Raw genomic sequence first — 14,488 nt, 5'->3', positions numbered from 1 at the left:
GTGCCGGCCTTTCGAGACGACGACCCAGCCCGGCTGAAGCTGGATCTGCAGGCTCTCCCGCGAGGGTCCGCGGTCGCAGAGGTCGCTCGCCAGATGACCTCGCTCATCGCCCAGGGGCAGTTCCCCCCCGGGTCCCGGTTGCCTCCCGAACGCCGGCTGGCGGAGTCCCTCGGCGTGGGCCGCTCGGCGGTGCGCGAGGCGCTGGCGGCGCTGGAGATCCTCGGTCTGGTGCAGGTGCGTCCCGGCTCGGGCACCTACATCCGCGACAGCATGTCCGAGCTGCTGCCCACCACGCTCAGCTGGGGCCTGATGCTCTCCGCCGAGCACACCGCGCACCTGTCGGAGGTGCGCAGCGCCCTGGAGGTGCGCGCGGCCGTCCTGGCCGCCGAGCGCGGCGACGAGGACACCCTGGAGCTCCTGCGCGTGCACCTGGAGACGATGGAGGCCAGCACGGAGGACCTGCCCGCCTTCATCGAGGCGGACGCCGGTTTCCACCTGCAGCTGGCCCGGGCGGCGGGCAACGAGGTGATGAGCGACCTGCTGCAGACCGTGCGCTCGTTGCTGCGGGTCTGGGTCGAGCGAGGCCTGCGCAGCAGCGAGCAGGCCGTGACCGCCTGCCGCGAGCACCGGGCGGTGTACGAGGCGATCGCCGCCCACGACCCGCGAGCGGCGGAGGCCGCCATGAACGTCCACATGCGCACCGCCGGCGACCGCGTGGAGCACGCCGACGCCCTGCCGGTGAGCGGTGAAGGACCTACCGCTGAACGCAGCGCCTGAACGCCACCGCAGGAGGAACCCGTGAGCAAGACGCCTCGAACCGTCCGCCTCGTCGTGGACACCGACGCCAAGAACGAGGCGGACGACCAGTACGCGGTCGTTCACGCGCTGCTGTCCGAGACGCTCGACGTGCGCGGAATCGTGCCGGCCCACTTCGGGGACGCGCGCTCGGCGACGAGCATGGCCGACAGCCGCGCCGAGGTGGAACTGCTGCTGGAGCTGCTCGGACGCACCGGTTCGGTCCGGGTCGCGGACGGGGCCCCGGTCGCGCTGCCGGACGAGCGCACCCCCGTGGACAGCCCCGGTGCCCGCCTGATCGTGCAGGAGGCGCTGGCCGACGACGGCCGCCCCCTGTTCGTGGCGTTCCTGGGCCCGCTGACCGACATGGCCTCGGCGCTGCTGCTGGAGCCGCGGATCGCGGAACGGGACCTCACGGTGGTGTGGATCGGCGGGCCGTCCTACGACGGGGTCTGGGACGGGCCGAAGCCGGAGTTCAACCTCAGCAACGACGTGCACGCCGCGAACGTCGTGTTCGGCAGCGGTGCCGAGCTGTGGCAGGTGCCGCGCTCGGTGTACACGCGCGTCGGCGTCGGGTACGCGGAGCTGGAGGAGCGCGTGGCCCCCTGCGGGCGCATCGGCCGGTACCTCGTGGACCAGCTCGTCGGGTGGAACGACGAGCACCACCCCCGGGCCATCGAGCACCGCTCCCTGGGGGACTCGCCCGCCGTCGGGGCGGTGCTGAACCCGCAGGGCGCGGTGTGGCGCCGGCGGGTGGCGCCCCGGTTCACCGAGGAGTGCACGATGACCGGGGGCACCGACCCGGGGCGCACGCTGCTGGTGTGCGAGGAGTTCGACACCCGTTACCTGCTGGAGGACTTCTTCGCGAAGCTCCGGCGGGCTACCGCGGGCTGACGTCCCCGGTCACCGCGCTGAACCGCTGACCCCGGCCGGGGACCACGCCCCGCCCGTCGTCCCGCCCGCCGCCGGGTTCCAGCACGGTGCCGGTGAACGCGAACGGGATCCCTGCGGCCAGGGCGGGGCTCGGCCGGTCCATCAGCTGCAGGTGCAGGTGGGGTTCGCTGGAGTTCCCCGAGTTCCCGCACTCCCCGAGCACCTCCCCGGCCGCGACGACGTCGCCGGGGCGCACCCGCAGCGATCCGCGGCGCAGGTGCGCGTAGCAGGCGAAACTGCCGTCGCCGTGGTCGACGACGACGTGGTTGCCGATGACGAGTCGCCAGCTGACCAGGTCGCGCAGCGCGCCCTCCAGGAAGAGGAACGGCAGCGCCAGCCAGCTGTTGCGGGAGCGGTGGTCGCGGGCCCGGCCGGAGGCGCGCACCACCCGCCCGCCGGCCCCGGCGAGGATCGGCTGACCGAACGGGGGAACCGCTGCGGCGGCAGGAGACCACCGCCGACGCCGAACGGCGGCCGGGAACCGTCGGCCGGGTCGGCGAGCAGGTCGACGGCGTAGGTCTGCCCGTAGCCGTGGGTGCCGTGGCTGGGCACGCGGTCGGCGGGCGTGGACAGCGCCTGCCAGCGCCCGGTGACGACCGGACCGATCAGCCGCGCGGGCGGCCGGGGGCCGCCCCCGAACACCGTCAGCGCCACCACGAGGACGACGAGCACGACGAGGGCGGGCACCACGAGCGGTTCCAGCAGCCGCGGCACCCCCGGCCCGGGCAGCACCTCCAGCGCCACCAGCACGACGACGAGCAGGCACAGGCCGCGGTTCGCGGCGCCGCGCAGCCGGGCCAGCGCCCGCACCCACCCGGGCAGCGCGGGGGCGGATCCGGTGGTGCGCAGCGGAGCGGGGGTTCGAGGGCTCACGTCGGCCTCCACGCAGGGGTCGGGGGTTCGGGGTGCTTCAGCGCTCGGCGGCCAGCAGCAGGACGAGCAGGGGCACCACGCGCGGGGCGGGCACCTCGTAGCGGCCGCGGCCGGTGCTGCGCAACCAGCCGGCGGCGACGAGCTGGCGCAGGTGGTGGTGCAGCTGCCCGGTGGTGCCCACGCCCTCCAGGCGCGACAGGTCCCCGGTGGAGGTGGTGCCGCGCAGGACGTGCTGCACCAGCAGCAGCCGCACGGGGTGGGCCAGGGCGTCCAGGGCGCCGGCGCGCGCCGACCAGTCGGCCTCCAGCAGCGCCTCGGTGGTCGAACCCTGCTGCCACTCGTACGTCAGGTCTCCCGGCAGCCGCACCGTGCCGGTCATCAGCACGCCGCCGTCCTCACCGACGCGCCCGCGCAGGCCCTCCAGGGCCCAGAACCGCTCGCCGTCCAGGCCCGCCCGCGCGCCGCCGGCGCCCGCCCGCAGCAGCGCGAGGACCTCGTCGAGCTTGTCGGAGACGGTCGGCTCCTGCCCCTCCGCAGACTCGGCCACACGCCCAAAGTACGGATGCACGACGCTGAACGTCAAGCACTACCCGGGCTTCTCGCGTCGGAGTACGCATTCACGTAGTTCCAGGTGTGGTGGTGACCACACCGGCGGGCGGCGGCCGGGAACGTCCCCGCGAGGCGTCACACTGGTGCCGTGACGATGACCGACCCCGCTGTGGTGACCGGCGCCGCCCCGGCACCCGCCACCGACGACGCGGCCGCCGCCCGGCTCGCGGACCGCCTCGCCGCCGCGCTCGGCACCCCCGCCGGCTCCGGCGTCGTGGACGCCTCCACCCGCCGCCGCGCCGAGTACACGACCGACGCCTCCAACTACCGCGTCGTGCCGCAGGTCGTCGTCTTCCCCCGCTCGATCGAGGACGTCGAGGCCGTGTTCGCCGTGTGCCGCGAGCTGGGCGTGCCGTTCACCAGCCGGGGGGCGGGCACCTCCGTGGCGGGCAACGCCGTCGGCACCGGCGTCGTCCTGGACTTCTCCCGGCACCTGAACCGCGTCCTGGAGATCGACGCGGAGGGTGCCACCGCGCTCATCGAGCCGGGCGTGATCCTCGACGACCTGCAGCGCGAGGCCGCCCCGCACGGCCTGCGCTTCGGCCCGGACCCCTCCACCCACGCCCGCTGCACCGTCGGCGGCATGATCGGCAACGACGCCTGCGGTTCGCACGCCCTCGCCTACGGCCGCACCAGCCACAACGTCCTCGCGCTCGAGGTCCTCGACGGGCACGGGCGCCGGTTCTGGACCGACGAGCCGCCCGCCGACCTGCTCGCCGGGCTGGAGGCGGTGGCCGGCCGCCACCTCGCCACCATCCGCACGGGGTTCGGCACGTTCGGCCGGCAGGTGTCCGGCTACGCGCTGGAGCACCTGCTGCCCGAGACCGGCGGCCCGCGCGGCACCGCCCTGGCCCGGCTGCTCACCGGCTCCGAAGGCACCCTCGCCACGATCCTGCGCGCCCGCGTGCGGCTCGTGCGGCAGTCCCCGTCCACGACGTTCGTCGTCCTCGGCTACGACTCCATGCACGAGGCCGCCGACGCCACCCCCGCCCTGCTGACCCACCGCCCGCTCGCGGTGGAGGGCATCGACCGCCGCCTGGCCGACGCCGTCGTCCGCCGCGGCGGGTCCGTCGACGGGCTGCCCACGGGCAACGGGTGGCTGTTCGTGGAGATGGGCGGTGAGACCCCCGAGGAGTCCCTGGCCGCCGCCGGCGCGATGGTCGCCGACTCGGGGGCGCTGGACTCCGTCGTCATCCCCACCGCCGCCGACGCCCGCGCCCTCTGGCGCATCCGCGAGGACGGCGCCGGCCTGGCCGGGCGCTCGCCGGAGGGCCAGCCCGCCTGGCCCGGCTGGGAGGACGCCGCCGTGCCGCCGGAGAGGCTGGGACAGTACCTGCGCGAGTTCGACGCGCTCATGGCCTCCCACGGCGTCGACGGACTGGCCTACGGGCACTTCGGCGACGGCTGCATCCACGTGCGCATCGACTTCCCGCTCTACGACGACGGCGGCGCCGAGCGCACCCGTGCGTTCCTGGAGGACGCCGCGCGCCTGGTCGCGAAGCACGGCGGCTCCCTGTCCGGCGAGCACGGCGACGGCCGCGCCCGCGGCGCCCTGCTGCCGCTGATGTACGACGCGGACTCCATCGCCGCGTTCGAGGAGGTCAAGCGCGCCTTCGACCCCGCCGACCTGCTCAACCCCGGCGTCCTCGTGCGGCCCGCGCCGCTCGACGCGGACCTGCGCGTCCCCGCCGCCCGCCCCGCCCACGCGCTGGGGATGCCGCTGAAGTTCGCGTACTCCCACGACGGCGGGGACCTGACCCGCGCGGTGCACCGCTGCGTCGGCGTGGGCAAGTGCCGCGCCGACTCCGGCGGCGTCATGTGCCCCAGCTACCTGGCCACCGGTGACGAGAAGGACTCCACGCGCGGGCGCGCCCGGCTGCTGCAGGAGATGGCCAACGGCACGCTCGTCACCGACGGCTGGCGCTCCGAGGAGGTCCACGAGGTCCTGGACCTGTGCCTGTCCTGCAAGGGGTGCACCGTCGACTGCCCCGCGGGCGTGGACATGCCCACGTACAAGGCGGAGTTCCTCGACAAGCACTACGCCGGGCGGCTGCGGCCGATGAACCACTACCTGCTCGGCTGGCTGCCGCGCTGGTCGAGGCTGGCCACGCTGCACCGGTTCGAGGCGAAGCTCGTCAACGCACTCACCGGCGTGCCCGCGCTGGCGGCCCTCGCCAAGCGCGTCGGCGGCATCGCGCAGGAGCGGCCGCTGCCGAGGTTCGCCGAGCAGACGTTCCGCGCCTGGTTCGGCAAGCGCCCGGTGCGCACCGGTGGGCAGCCCGTCGTGCTGTGGGTGGACTCCTTCACCGAGCACTTCTCGCCCGAGGTCGGCAAGGCCGCGGTGACGCTGCTGGAGCACCTCGGTTTCGACGTCACCGTCACCACCGAGCGGGTCTGCTGCGGGCTGACGTGGGTGTCCACCGGCCAGCTCGACGGCGCCAAGAAGCAGTTGCGCGCCTCCCTGGACGCGCTCAGCGCCCCCGGCCTGCCCGCCGACGCGCCGGTCGTCGGCCTGGAACCCTCCTGCACCGCGCTGCTGCGCGAGGACGCCGCGGAACTGCTGCCCGGTGACCCGCGCGCCCACGCGCTGAAGACCCGGGTGAAGACGCTCTCCGAGCTCATCGCCGAGCAGCGGCCGGACTGGGTCCCGCCGCGCCTGGACCCCGACGGAGACGTGCGCGCCGTCGTGCAGCCGCACTGCCACCAGCACGCCGTCATGGGTTTCGCGCCCGACGCCGCGCTGCTGGCCAAGGCCGGGGTGGACGCCCAGGTCCTGTCCGGCTGCTGCGGCCTCGCCGGGAACTTCGGCGCCGAGGACGGGCACTACGACGTCTCGGTGAAGGTCGCCGAGCACGCGCTGCTGCCGGCTCTGCGCGGCATCGAGCAGGACCCGGGCGCAGTGGTCGTGGCCGACGGCTACTCCTGCCGCACCCAGTCCGACAACCTCGCCGGGGTGCGCCCGAAGCACCTGGCGGAACTGCTCGTCGAGGCGCTGCAGCGGCAGGGCTGAGGGTCCGACCGCCGTGCGGGCGCCCGGGCTCCGTGGCACGGTGGCGGGCGTGGACGGCGTGACGCTCTGGTGGGACGGCTGGGCACCTGTCGTGCGGGCGCTGGTCGTCGGGACGCTCGGGTACCTCTGGATCGTGGGCGTCCTGCGGATCAGCGGGCCGCGGAACATGGCGAAGATGACGCCCTTCGACTTCGTGCTGACGGTGACCCTCGGGTCGGCCTTCGGGCGGGTGCTCACCTCGAAGGACACCTCGCTCGCCACGGCCCTGGTGGTCTTCACCCTGCTGGTGGTCCTGCAGTGGGCGATGGCGTTCCTGCGCCAGCGGTCCGCGCTCGTGAACCGGCTCGTGGCGACGAGCCCCGTCCTCCTGTTCCACGACGGGCGGTTCGTGCGCGAGACGATGCGCAGGCACCGGTTCACCGAGGCCGACATCCACTCCGCGGCCCGGGAGAACGGCCTCGGCTCGCTGGAGGGCGTGGCCGCCGTCGTCCTCCAGGCGGACGGGGAGTTCTCGGTGATCGAGAAGAGCTCGATGCGGGACGGATCGTCGGTGGACCCGTTCGTCGTGCGGGACTGAGCCTCCGTCCGGCCGAGCTGCTGCACGACCCGTGCGTGTCCGGCGGGTCGTCGAAGGTGCGGCACGACGCGGGTGATGGATCACGTCGCCGCGGGAGCGGGCGGAGGGGGACACGGGTGTTGGCTCACCGCGGTCCTCGGCGGAGGGACCACGCGCCGACCGCGGCGGTCAGCGGCACGAGTGGCCGGTACGCCACCCGCAGCACGCGTGCACCGATGGAGGAGTGGCGTTCTTCGAGGTCGACACGGGCGCGCAGGTGTTCCTTGGGGCCGTAGGTGCTCGGTGGAGGTGTGAGGTGCACTTCGACGCGGTGCAGGTGCTTGATGCTCTTGTAGCCGTACTGCCGCGGCGACACGAGCCGCAGGGGTGCGCCGTGGGCGAGGGTGAGCGGCTCGCCGTCGAGGCGGTCGGCGAGCACCACGTCGGGAGCGAGCGCGTCCTCGAGCAGCAGCACGGCACGTGTGCCGTCCAGCCCTTCCGCGACGACGCACCGCGCTTCGGCGGCCGGTCCGCACGCCGGCGCGACGACGTCGTGCCAGAAGGAGCGGAAGGGGAGCCCGCTCCAGCGAAGGCCGCGTGTCGTCCACGTCGTGACGCAGTGGAAGTCGGCCACCACCTCCGCCCGCCGAGCCGGTGGCACGGCCTCGTGCAGGGGGAGTCGGAGCTCGTGCTCGACGGCTCCGGTGACGGTGATCACGGGCTCGGCCGGTAGTCGCGGCGGACGCCTCAGCGGGTCGTCCGAGAAGCGCGGGAAGACGCCGAGTTCGCGTTGGCCCGGCGGGAGGCCGGCGCCCCGGTGCCGGGGCAGCAGGTCGCGCAGGCGGTGCTGCGCCGGGTGTCGTGGCGGTGTCACGGCTGGGCCGGTCTTCCGCCGGGCACCCGCCCCGACCGCCAGAGCAGGACGGTCAGCGCGGCGGCCACGGGCGTCCACAGCACCCGCTCCGGGAGCGAGGGCGAGGCGAGGTTCATCACCGTCCCCAGGGCCGTGACGCAGGCGGCGCCGGTGAGGACCCGTCGCCGGGCGCGCGGGGGCACGAGCGCCGAACCGGCCGTCACGGCCAGCAGTGCGTAGGCGACCGCGGAACCCGCGCTGGCCGCGCGCAGCCCGGGCGGCAGGGCGCCGGGGTTCGCACCGCCCCAGGCGGCGGCCCCCCCACGGCGCGCCCGCGGCGAGCGCGACCTGGAACGCGGCCACACCGCCGCACAGGGCGCGGGCGGCGACGGCCGATCGGCCGGGACGGGGGGGAGGGGGTGCGGGGAGCGGCATGCCTGGAAGATAGGGGTATCTAGCAGATATGCTCAAGGGGTGGCAAGGACCCCCCAGACGCAGCTGGCCGTGCTCGGCGCCCTGTCGATCGAGCCCATGACGGGCTACCGGTTGCGCGCCGAGATCGTGCAGACGCTGGGCCACTTCTGGCACGAGAGCTTCGGCCAGGTCTACCCGGCGCTGTCCGCCCTGGAGGAGGCCGGGCTGGTCGAGCGCGAGCGCGGCGGCGATCGGGCGACCGGTCGCTCCGGCAACGTCTTCCGCCTCACCGCGGCCGGCCGGGAACGCCTGCGCGAGCTCCTGGCCGAGCCGTTCCAGCAGCCCTCCCCGCGCGACCCGCTCCTGCTGCGCCTGTTCTTCGCCCACCACGTCGACCCCGCGCTCGTGCGCGGCTGGCTCACCGAGGCGCTGGCCGGGGCGGAGCGCGCCTGCGAGCACTACGACGAGCTGCGCGCCGAGATCGAGCGGGAACCCGACTTCGCCACCCGCGGGGTGTTCCGCCTGCTGACCGTCTCGGCCGGCCGGCACGCCGCCCGGGCGCGGGCGGACTGGGCGCGCGAGGCGCTGGAGCTGCTGGAGGCGGCCGGGGACGGGAGGGGGCGGCGTGCGGATCGTGATCGCTGAGGACGACGCGCTGCTGCGCGAGGGGCTGACGCTGCTGCTGCGTGCGGAGTCCCTCGACGTGGTGGCCGCGACCGGCAACGCCTCGGAGTTCCTGGCGGCCGTCGACGCGCACCGGCCGGAGGTGGCCGTCGTCGACGTGCGCATGCCGCCCACCTTCACCGACGAGGGGGTCCTGGCCGCCGTCGAGGCGCGGCGCCGCCACCCCGGCCTGGCGGTGCTGGTGCTGTCCGCCCACGTCGAGCAGACCTTCGCGACCGAGCTGCTGGTGGGCGGGGCGGGCGGGCTGGGCTACCTGCTCAAGGAGCGCGTCGGCCACGTCCAGCAGTTCCTCGACGCCCTGCGGCGCGTGGTGGCGGGGGGCACGGCCATCGACCCGGAGGTCGTCGCGCAGCTGCTGACCCGCGTCCACGCCGACCGGGGCCTGGACCGCCTCAGCCCGCGGGAGCTGGAGGTGCTGGCGCTGATGGCCGAGGGGATGGGCAACGGCGCGATCGCCCGGCGGCTGGTCGTCACCGAGGGAGCCGTCCACAAGCACATCCGCGCCGTCTTCGCCAAGCTGGACCTGGCGCCCGCCGACGACAGCGACCGGCGCGTCACCGCCGTGCTGCGCTACCTGGAGCGCTCGGGGTGAGCCCGACCGCGCGTCACGCCCGCGCGGGCAGGGTGACGCGGACGGTGGTGGGCCCCCCGGGCGGGCTGTGCAGGGACATCGTGCCGTCCAGGGCCTCGACGCGGCGCCGGATGCCCTCCAGGCCGGTGCCCGCGCGCTCGTCGGCGCCCCCCGCGCCGTCGTCGTGGACCTCCACCACCAGCCGGCCCGCGTCGGTGCGCAGGTGCACCCGGACGTGCGTGGCCCGGCTGTGCTTGGCGGTGTTCGTCAGGGCCTCGGCCACGGTGAAGTGGGCGGCCGCGGCCACGGCGGCCGCCACGGGGGGCAGCGGCTCCTCCCGCACGCTGCACGGCACGGGGCTGTGCGCCGCCAGGCCGGCCACGGAACCGGCCAGGCCCCGGTCGGCCAGGGCCGGCGGGTAGATGCTGCGCACCACGCCCCGCAGGTCCGCCAGCGCCTCCTCGGCGGCGGTGCGCGCCGCCAGGACCACGGGCAGCGCGGTGGCCGGGTCGCGCGCGAGGGCGCGCTCGGCGATGCCCAGGTGCATCGCCACGGCCACGATCCGGTTCTGGACGCCGTCGTGCAGGTCGCGCTCGATGCGCCGCAGCTCCACGGCGTGGGCGTCGACGGCCGCGGCCCTGGTGGCGGTGACCTGCGCCAGCCGCTGGGCCAGCGCCGCGGGCGGCGGCGTCAGGCGGGCGGCGTTCAGGCGCAGGTACCCGCGTGCCAGGGGCGGGACGACGAGCGCGCCCACCGCGGCGTACCCGGCACCGATCAGGACCGTCAGGCCCGCCTGCCCCCACGAGGCCACCGGTGTGTTCAGCGTGGAGACGGTGCCGGGGAACAACGGCCACGCGGCGGCCAGCGCGAGGTTCTGCACGAGCCCGATCGGTGCGCTCAGGGCTGCGACCCCGGCCAGCGTGCCGGCGGTGGCGTGCAGCACCAGCCAGCCGAGGTCGCGGCGCACCGCGGGTGCCGCCGGCTCGTCGGCGAGCGCGCCGGGCGGCGACGGCGGGAGCCCCAGGTGGCGCCCGGTGCGCCGCCGCTCGAACTCGGCCAGCGCACCGACCGCGCGCACCAGGCGCGGCACCAGGGGCCAGGTGACGACCAGGGCCGCGCACGCGACCAGCGCGAGCAGCAGGGCGCCGGCCGCCAGGCCCGTCGCGGTGCCGTCCACGAGGAACCGGAAACCGCGCAGGTGCCCCTGCCACCGACCGGTCGCGGTCAGCGCCTCGTCCACGCCGACATGCTCCCGGCCCCGCCGCGGCGTTGTCGAGCCCCCGTGGCGGGGGGCGACGGGGCCGTCCGTGCGCCGGTTCAGGCGACCGGTGCCGGTTCGCCCAGGAACCCCAGCAGGGCGTCGGTGACCTCCCGGGCGTGGGTCCACAGCAGCCCGTGCGGGGCGCCCTCGACCTCGACGTACGTCGCCGAGGGCAACTGCCGCAGCGTCTGGCGGGCGGTGGCGTCGATCGGCAGGATCCGGTCCTCGGTGCCGTGCAGGACCAGCACCGGCACGTCGAACTCCAGCAGGTCCTCGCGGAAGTCCGTGAGCCAGGTCGGCACGCACGCGGAGGCGGCGTGCGGCGCGGACGCGGCGGCCACCGCCCAGCTGGCGTCCACGGCCGCCTGGCTGATCCGCTCGCCCAGCGTCCGGTCGAGGTTGTAGAAGTCGGCGAGGAAGCTCTCGAAGTACGCGTAGCGGTCGGCGGTGACGGCGCCCAGGATCCCCTCGAAGACCGCCCCGTCCACCCCGGTGGGGTTGTCGTCGGTCTTCAGCAGGAACGGCTGCAGCGAGGCCAGCAGCGCCACCTTCGCCACCCGCTCGGAGCCGTAGCGCCCCAGGTAGCGCGTCACCTCGCCGGAACCCATGGAGAAACCCACGAGCACGACGTCGCGCAGGTCCAGGGCGGTCAGGAGCGCGTCCAGGTCGGCGGCGAAGGTGTCGTAGTCGTAGCCGGTGGTGGGCCTGCTGGAGCGGCCGAAACCGCGCCGGTCGTAGGTGATGACGCGGTAGCCCGCCTCCAGCAGCGCCGGCTGCTGCTTCTCCCACGAGTCCCCGTCCAGGGGGTAGCCGTGGATGAGCACGACGGGCTGGCCGGTGCCGTGGTCCTCGTAGTGCAGTTCGACCGGGGCGCTGTTCTCGGTGCCGACGGTGGTGCTGGGCATGGGGCCTCGTCCCTCTCGGTGGTGGTTCCGCGGCGCTGGGCGTCCGGGGTGGCACAGACGCTAGGAGGGCGGGACGGGGGCGGTCGATGGCGCTGGCTCCCGTACCGGGGGTACAGCCTGCTGCACCTCCCGGCCGGGGTACGGGTGTGCTCGGCCGCCCCTCGGCCGTGGCACGCTGACGCGGTGGCAGCACCTCCCCGTCCCGCCGCGGTGCGCCGCGGCTCGAACCTGCCCCGCGTCGGCGACTACAACAAGGTCGTCGTCCTGGACGCCGTGCGCCGGCACGCCGAGGGCCTCAGCCGCGTGGAGCTGGCCGCCCTGACGGGCCTGTCGGCGCAGACCGTCTCCAACATCTGCCGGCACCTCATCGAGCAGGAGCTCGTCGTCGAGGCCGGCAAGCAGGGCGGGGGGCCGGGCAAGCCCCGCACGATCCTGCAGCTGGCCCCCTCGGGCCGCTACGCCGTCGGCGTGCACCTGGACCCGGTCGTCGTGACCACCGTCGTCCTCGACCTGCGCGGCGGTGTCGTCGCACGTTCCGACGTGCCGCTGGCCCCCGAGGCGCCCCCGGAGGAGACGCTGGCGCTCGTCGCTGCGGAGGTGACGTCCACCGTGCGGGTCTCGGGGGTTCCGGCGGACCGCCTCGTCGGGCTCGGCGTGGCGGTGCCCGGGCCCGTCGACGGGCCGGCCGGGGAGGTCGTGGGCGCGCCGAACCTGCCCGGCTGGGCCCGGGTGCCGGTGCGCCGCGCGCTGTCCGAGGCCACCGGTCTGCCCGTGCTGCTCGACAAGGACGTCGTCGCGGCGGCCGTGGCCGAGATGTGGGCCGGCGGTGCCGGGCCGACGGGCAGCTTCGCCTTCGTCTACCTCGGCACGGGCATCGGCACCGGCCTGGTGCTGCGCGGGGAGGTGCTGCGCGGCTCGTCCGGCAACGCCGGCGAGGTCGGTCACCTGGCCGCGGACGGCGAGGGGCCGGTGTGCGAGTGCGGGCAGCGCGGGTGCCTGGGGGAGCGGAACGCGCCCCGGTCGCTGGTGCTGCAGGCGCAGGCGGCGGGGCTGGGGCCGTGGCCGCTGGACGACGTGCTCGGTGTCGACCGTGCCCTGGGGGAGGTGTGCCGCCTCGCCGACGAGGGGGTGCCCGCGGCCGTCGAGGTCGTCGACGCCGCCGCGGCCCGGGTGGCGCGCGCGGTCTCGGGCGTGCAGAACCTCCTGGACCTGGACCTCGTCGTCTTCGGCGGGCCGCTGTGGCCGCGGCTGGAGCGCCGCTTCCTGGAGGTGGTGCCCCCGCTGGTGCGGGCCCGCGAGGTGGCCGCACCGCTGCACGCGGTGCAGATCGGCGGCACCCGGGTGGGGCGCGACGTGGCCGCGGTGGGCGCCGCCTGCCTGGTCCTCGACGACGCGTTCAGCCCCCGGTCCTCGGTGCTGCTCGTCAGCTCTTGACGGACGCAAGTCCAATTGATTTACATACTCCGTGGCGGGTCGACGGTGACCCCCCTGGCATGCGGAGGAGCACCATGGCGCGCAGACGGCACTTCCTCGCGACGGCCGCGGCCGCGACCCTCGCCCTGACGGCCTGCGGGGGAGCGAACAGCGGCGGGGACGACGACGGGACCATCCGGGTCGCCTACCAGCGGACGGCCCAGTTCACCCAGCTCGAGGACGTCCTCGAGAAGGCCAAGACCGAGTACGAGGCGGCGAACGAGGGGAAGACCGTCGAACTGGTCCCCATCGAGGCCGAGCAGGACCAGTACTTCACCAAGCTGGCCCTGATGAACCGCTCGGCCTCCACGGCGCCCGACGTCATCTACGAGGACAGCTTCCAGGTCCGCTCCGACGCCGCCGCCGGCTACCTCGCCCCCGTCGACGACATGCTCGCCGAGTGGGAGGACTGGCCCCAGTTCGACGAGACCGCCAAGCAGGCGGGCCTCGGCGACGACGGCAAGACCTACGGGGTCTCCATGGGCACCGACACGCGCGGCATCTACTTCAACAAGCGGATCTTCGAGCAGGCCGGGCTGCCCACCGACTGGCAGCCCACCACCTGGGACGACGTGCTCGCCGCCGCCCGCACCGTCAAGGAACGCGTGCCCGGCGTCATCCCGCTGAACGTCTACGCCGGACGCGCCGCGGGCGAGGCGACCTCCATGCAGGGCTTCGAGATGCTGCTCTACGGCACCGGCGACGAGCTGTACGACGCCGACACCCAGAAGTGGATCACCGGCTCCCAGGGGTTCCGCGACGCGCTCGGCTTCTACGACACCGTCTACTCCGAGGGACTGGGCCCCGAGACCTCGCTCATGCTCGACGCGGCCCTCGGCGCCCGCATCAGCACCGAGCTGCTCCCGCAGGGCGAGCTCGCCATGGCGATCGACGGTTCCTGGCTGCCCGGCGCGTGGATCTCCGGGGAGAACGAGTGGCCGGAGTGGGAGCAGACCATGGGCATCGCCGCCATGCCCACGCAGGACGGCCAGGACCCCGGCCGCACCTCGATGTCCGGCGGCTGGCTCCTGTCGGTCGGCTCGACGGCCGCCGACCCCCAGGCGGCGTTCGACTTCATCACGGTCGCCCTCAACCGCGAGAACGCCCTGAAGTACGACACCGAGAACAGCCAGATCGCGGTGCGCAAGGACGTCGCCCAGGACCCGGAGTACCTGGCGTACAACCCGTCCTTCGAGTTCTTCTCCTCCCTCGTGCCCGTGACCCACTTCCGCCCGGCCACCCCGGACTACTCGCAGATCTCCGCGAACATCCAGGTCGCCGCCGAGGCCGTCGCCACCGGCAGCCAGACCCCCGAGGAGGCCGCGGCCGCCTACGACGAAGGGCTCGTCGGCATCGTCGGCGAGGACCGCACGCAGGCGGCGGGCTGACCGTGGCGACCGCCGTCACCACCCACGGCCCGGGGGGGGGGGGGGGGGGGGGGCCCCCGGGGGGGGGGGGGGGGGGGGGGGGGGGGGGGGGGGGGGGGGGGGGGGGGGGGGGGGGGGCGGGGGCGGGGCCGCGGGGTGGGGGCGGCGGCGCGGCGCCCGCGCG

14 protein-coding genes are annotated in these 14,488 nt (G+C 75.2%); 8 read left to right on the top strand and 6 right to left on the bottom strand.

Going from position 1 to position 14,488, the window contains the following annotated elements; genetic code table 11:
- Complete coding sequence (locus ACRYR8_RS05200; protein ID WP_432483019.1) at positions 1-777, top strand: FadR/GntR family transcriptional regulator; 777 nt, start codon at positions 1-3, stop codon at positions 775-777.
- A 21-nt stretch (positions 778-798) separates the two neighbouring features.
- The gene (locus ACRYR8_RS05195) at positions 799-1,689 is read left to right on the top strand and encodes a nucleoside hydrolase (protein ID WP_432483018.1); all 891 of its coding nucleotides are present in this window, start codon (positions 799-801) and stop codon (positions 1,687-1,689) included.
- On the opposite strand, the gene ACRYR8_RS05190 is transcribed toward ACRYR8_RS05195, so the two are convergent.
- Together ACRYR8_RS05190 and ACRYR8_RS05185 are read right to left on the bottom strand one after the other, a co-directional pair.
- Entirely contained in the window at positions 1,676-2,113 is a 438-nt protein-coding gene (locus ACRYR8_RS05190; protein ID WP_432483017.1) for a M23 family metallopeptidase, read from the bottom strand. The genes ACRYR8_RS05195 and ACRYR8_RS05190 overlap by 14 nt on opposite strands.
- Before the next feature lie 525 nt (positions 2,114-2,638).
- Entirely contained in the window at positions 2,639-3,148 is a 510-nt protein-coding gene (locus ACRYR8_RS05185) for an ArsR/SmtB family transcription factor (RefSeq protein ID WP_432483016.1), read from the bottom strand.
- Positions 3,149-3,304: 156 nt separating this feature from the next.
- Here ACRYR8_RS05185 and ACRYR8_RS05180 point away from each other — a divergent pair, with 156 nt between their 5' ends.
- Both ACRYR8_RS05180 and ACRYR8_RS05175 read left to right on the top strand, forming a co-directional pair.
- Entirely contained in the window at positions 3,305-6,220 is a 2,916-nt protein-coding gene (locus tag ACRYR8_RS05180; RefSeq protein WP_432483080.1) for an FAD-binding and (Fe-S)-binding domain-containing protein, read from the top strand.
- A gap of 49 nt (positions 6,221-6,269) precedes the next feature.
- A complete protein-coding gene (locus ACRYR8_RS05175; RefSeq protein WP_432483015.1) occupies positions 6,270-6,797 on the top strand; it encodes a DUF421 domain-containing protein in 528 nt (175 codons plus the stop codon).
- Between the two features lie 124 nt (positions 6,798-6,921).
- On the opposite strand, the gene ACRYR8_RS05170 is transcribed toward ACRYR8_RS05175, so the two are convergent.
- Both ACRYR8_RS05170 and ACRYR8_RS05165 read right to left on the bottom strand, forming a co-directional pair.
- Positions 6,922-7,494, bottom strand: a complete 573-nt coding sequence (locus ACRYR8_RS05170) for a molybdopterin-dependent oxidoreductase (RefSeq protein ID WP_432483014.1) — start codon at positions 7,492-7,494, stop codon at positions 6,922-6,924.
- Between the two features lie 152 nt (positions 7,495-7,646).
- Positions 7,647-7,994, bottom strand: coding sequence for a hypothetical protein (locus tag ACRYR8_RS05165; protein WP_432483013.1), 348 nt, complete (start codon positions 7,992-7,994; stop codon positions 7,647-7,649).
- 109 nt (positions 7,995-8,103) lie between these two features.
- Here ACRYR8_RS05165 and ACRYR8_RS05160 point away from each other — a divergent pair, with 109 nt between their 5' ends.
- Positions 8,104-8,688 (top strand): PadR family transcriptional regulator, encoded by a 585-nt coding sequence (locus ACRYR8_RS05160; RefSeq protein WP_432483012.1) that lies wholly within the window; start codon positions 8,104-8,106, stop codon positions 8,686-8,688.
- Positions 8,669-9,319 carry a response regulator transcription factor gene (locus ACRYR8_RS05155; RefSeq protein ID WP_432483011.1) on the top strand — a complete coding sequence of 217 codons (651 nt, stop codon included), beginning with the start codon at positions 8,669-8,671 and terminating at the stop codon, positions 9,317-9,319. Before ACRYR8_RS05160 ends, ACRYR8_RS05155 begins: the two co-directional genes overlap by 20 nt.
- 13 nt (positions 9,320-9,332) lie before the next feature.
- On the opposite strand, the gene ACRYR8_RS05150 is transcribed toward ACRYR8_RS05155, so the two are convergent.
- Both ACRYR8_RS05150 and ACRYR8_RS05145 read right to left on the bottom strand, forming a co-directional pair.
- Positions 9,333-10,538: a sensor histidine kinase gene (locus ACRYR8_RS05150; protein WP_432483010.1), complete on the bottom strand. Its 1,206-nt coding sequence runs from the start codon at positions 10,536-10,538 to the stop codon at positions 9,333-9,335.
- A 77-nt stretch (positions 10,539-10,615) separates the two neighbouring features.
- Positions 10,616-11,464, bottom strand: coding sequence for an alpha/beta fold hydrolase (locus tag ACRYR8_RS05145; RefSeq protein ID WP_432483009.1), 849 nt, complete (start codon positions 11,462-11,464; stop codon positions 10,616-10,618).
- A 183-nt stretch (positions 11,465-11,647) separates the two neighbouring features.
- Between ACRYR8_RS05145 and ACRYR8_RS05140 the strand changes: the two genes are divergently transcribed.
- Both ACRYR8_RS05140 and ACRYR8_RS05135 read left to right on the top strand, forming a co-directional pair.
- The gene (locus ACRYR8_RS05140; protein WP_432483008.1) at positions 11,648-12,898 is read left to right on the top strand and encodes an ROK family transcriptional regulator; all 1,251 of its coding nucleotides are present in this window, start codon (positions 11,648-11,650) and stop codon (positions 12,896-12,898) included.
- A gap of 74 nt (positions 12,899-12,972) precedes the next feature.
- Positions 12,973-14,325, top strand: a complete 1,353-nt coding sequence (locus ACRYR8_RS05135) for an extracellular solute-binding protein (protein ID WP_432483007.1) — start codon at positions 12,973-12,975, stop codon at positions 14,323-14,325.
- Positions 14,326-14,488: the final 163 nt, after the last annotated feature.

It is taken from the genome of Kineococcus esterisolvens, from assembly GCF_050871405.1.
GTDB lineage: Bacteria > Actinomycetota > Actinomycetes > Actinomycetales > Kineococcaceae > Kineococcus.
This window is presented reverse-complemented; position numbering and strand designations above follow the sequence as displayed.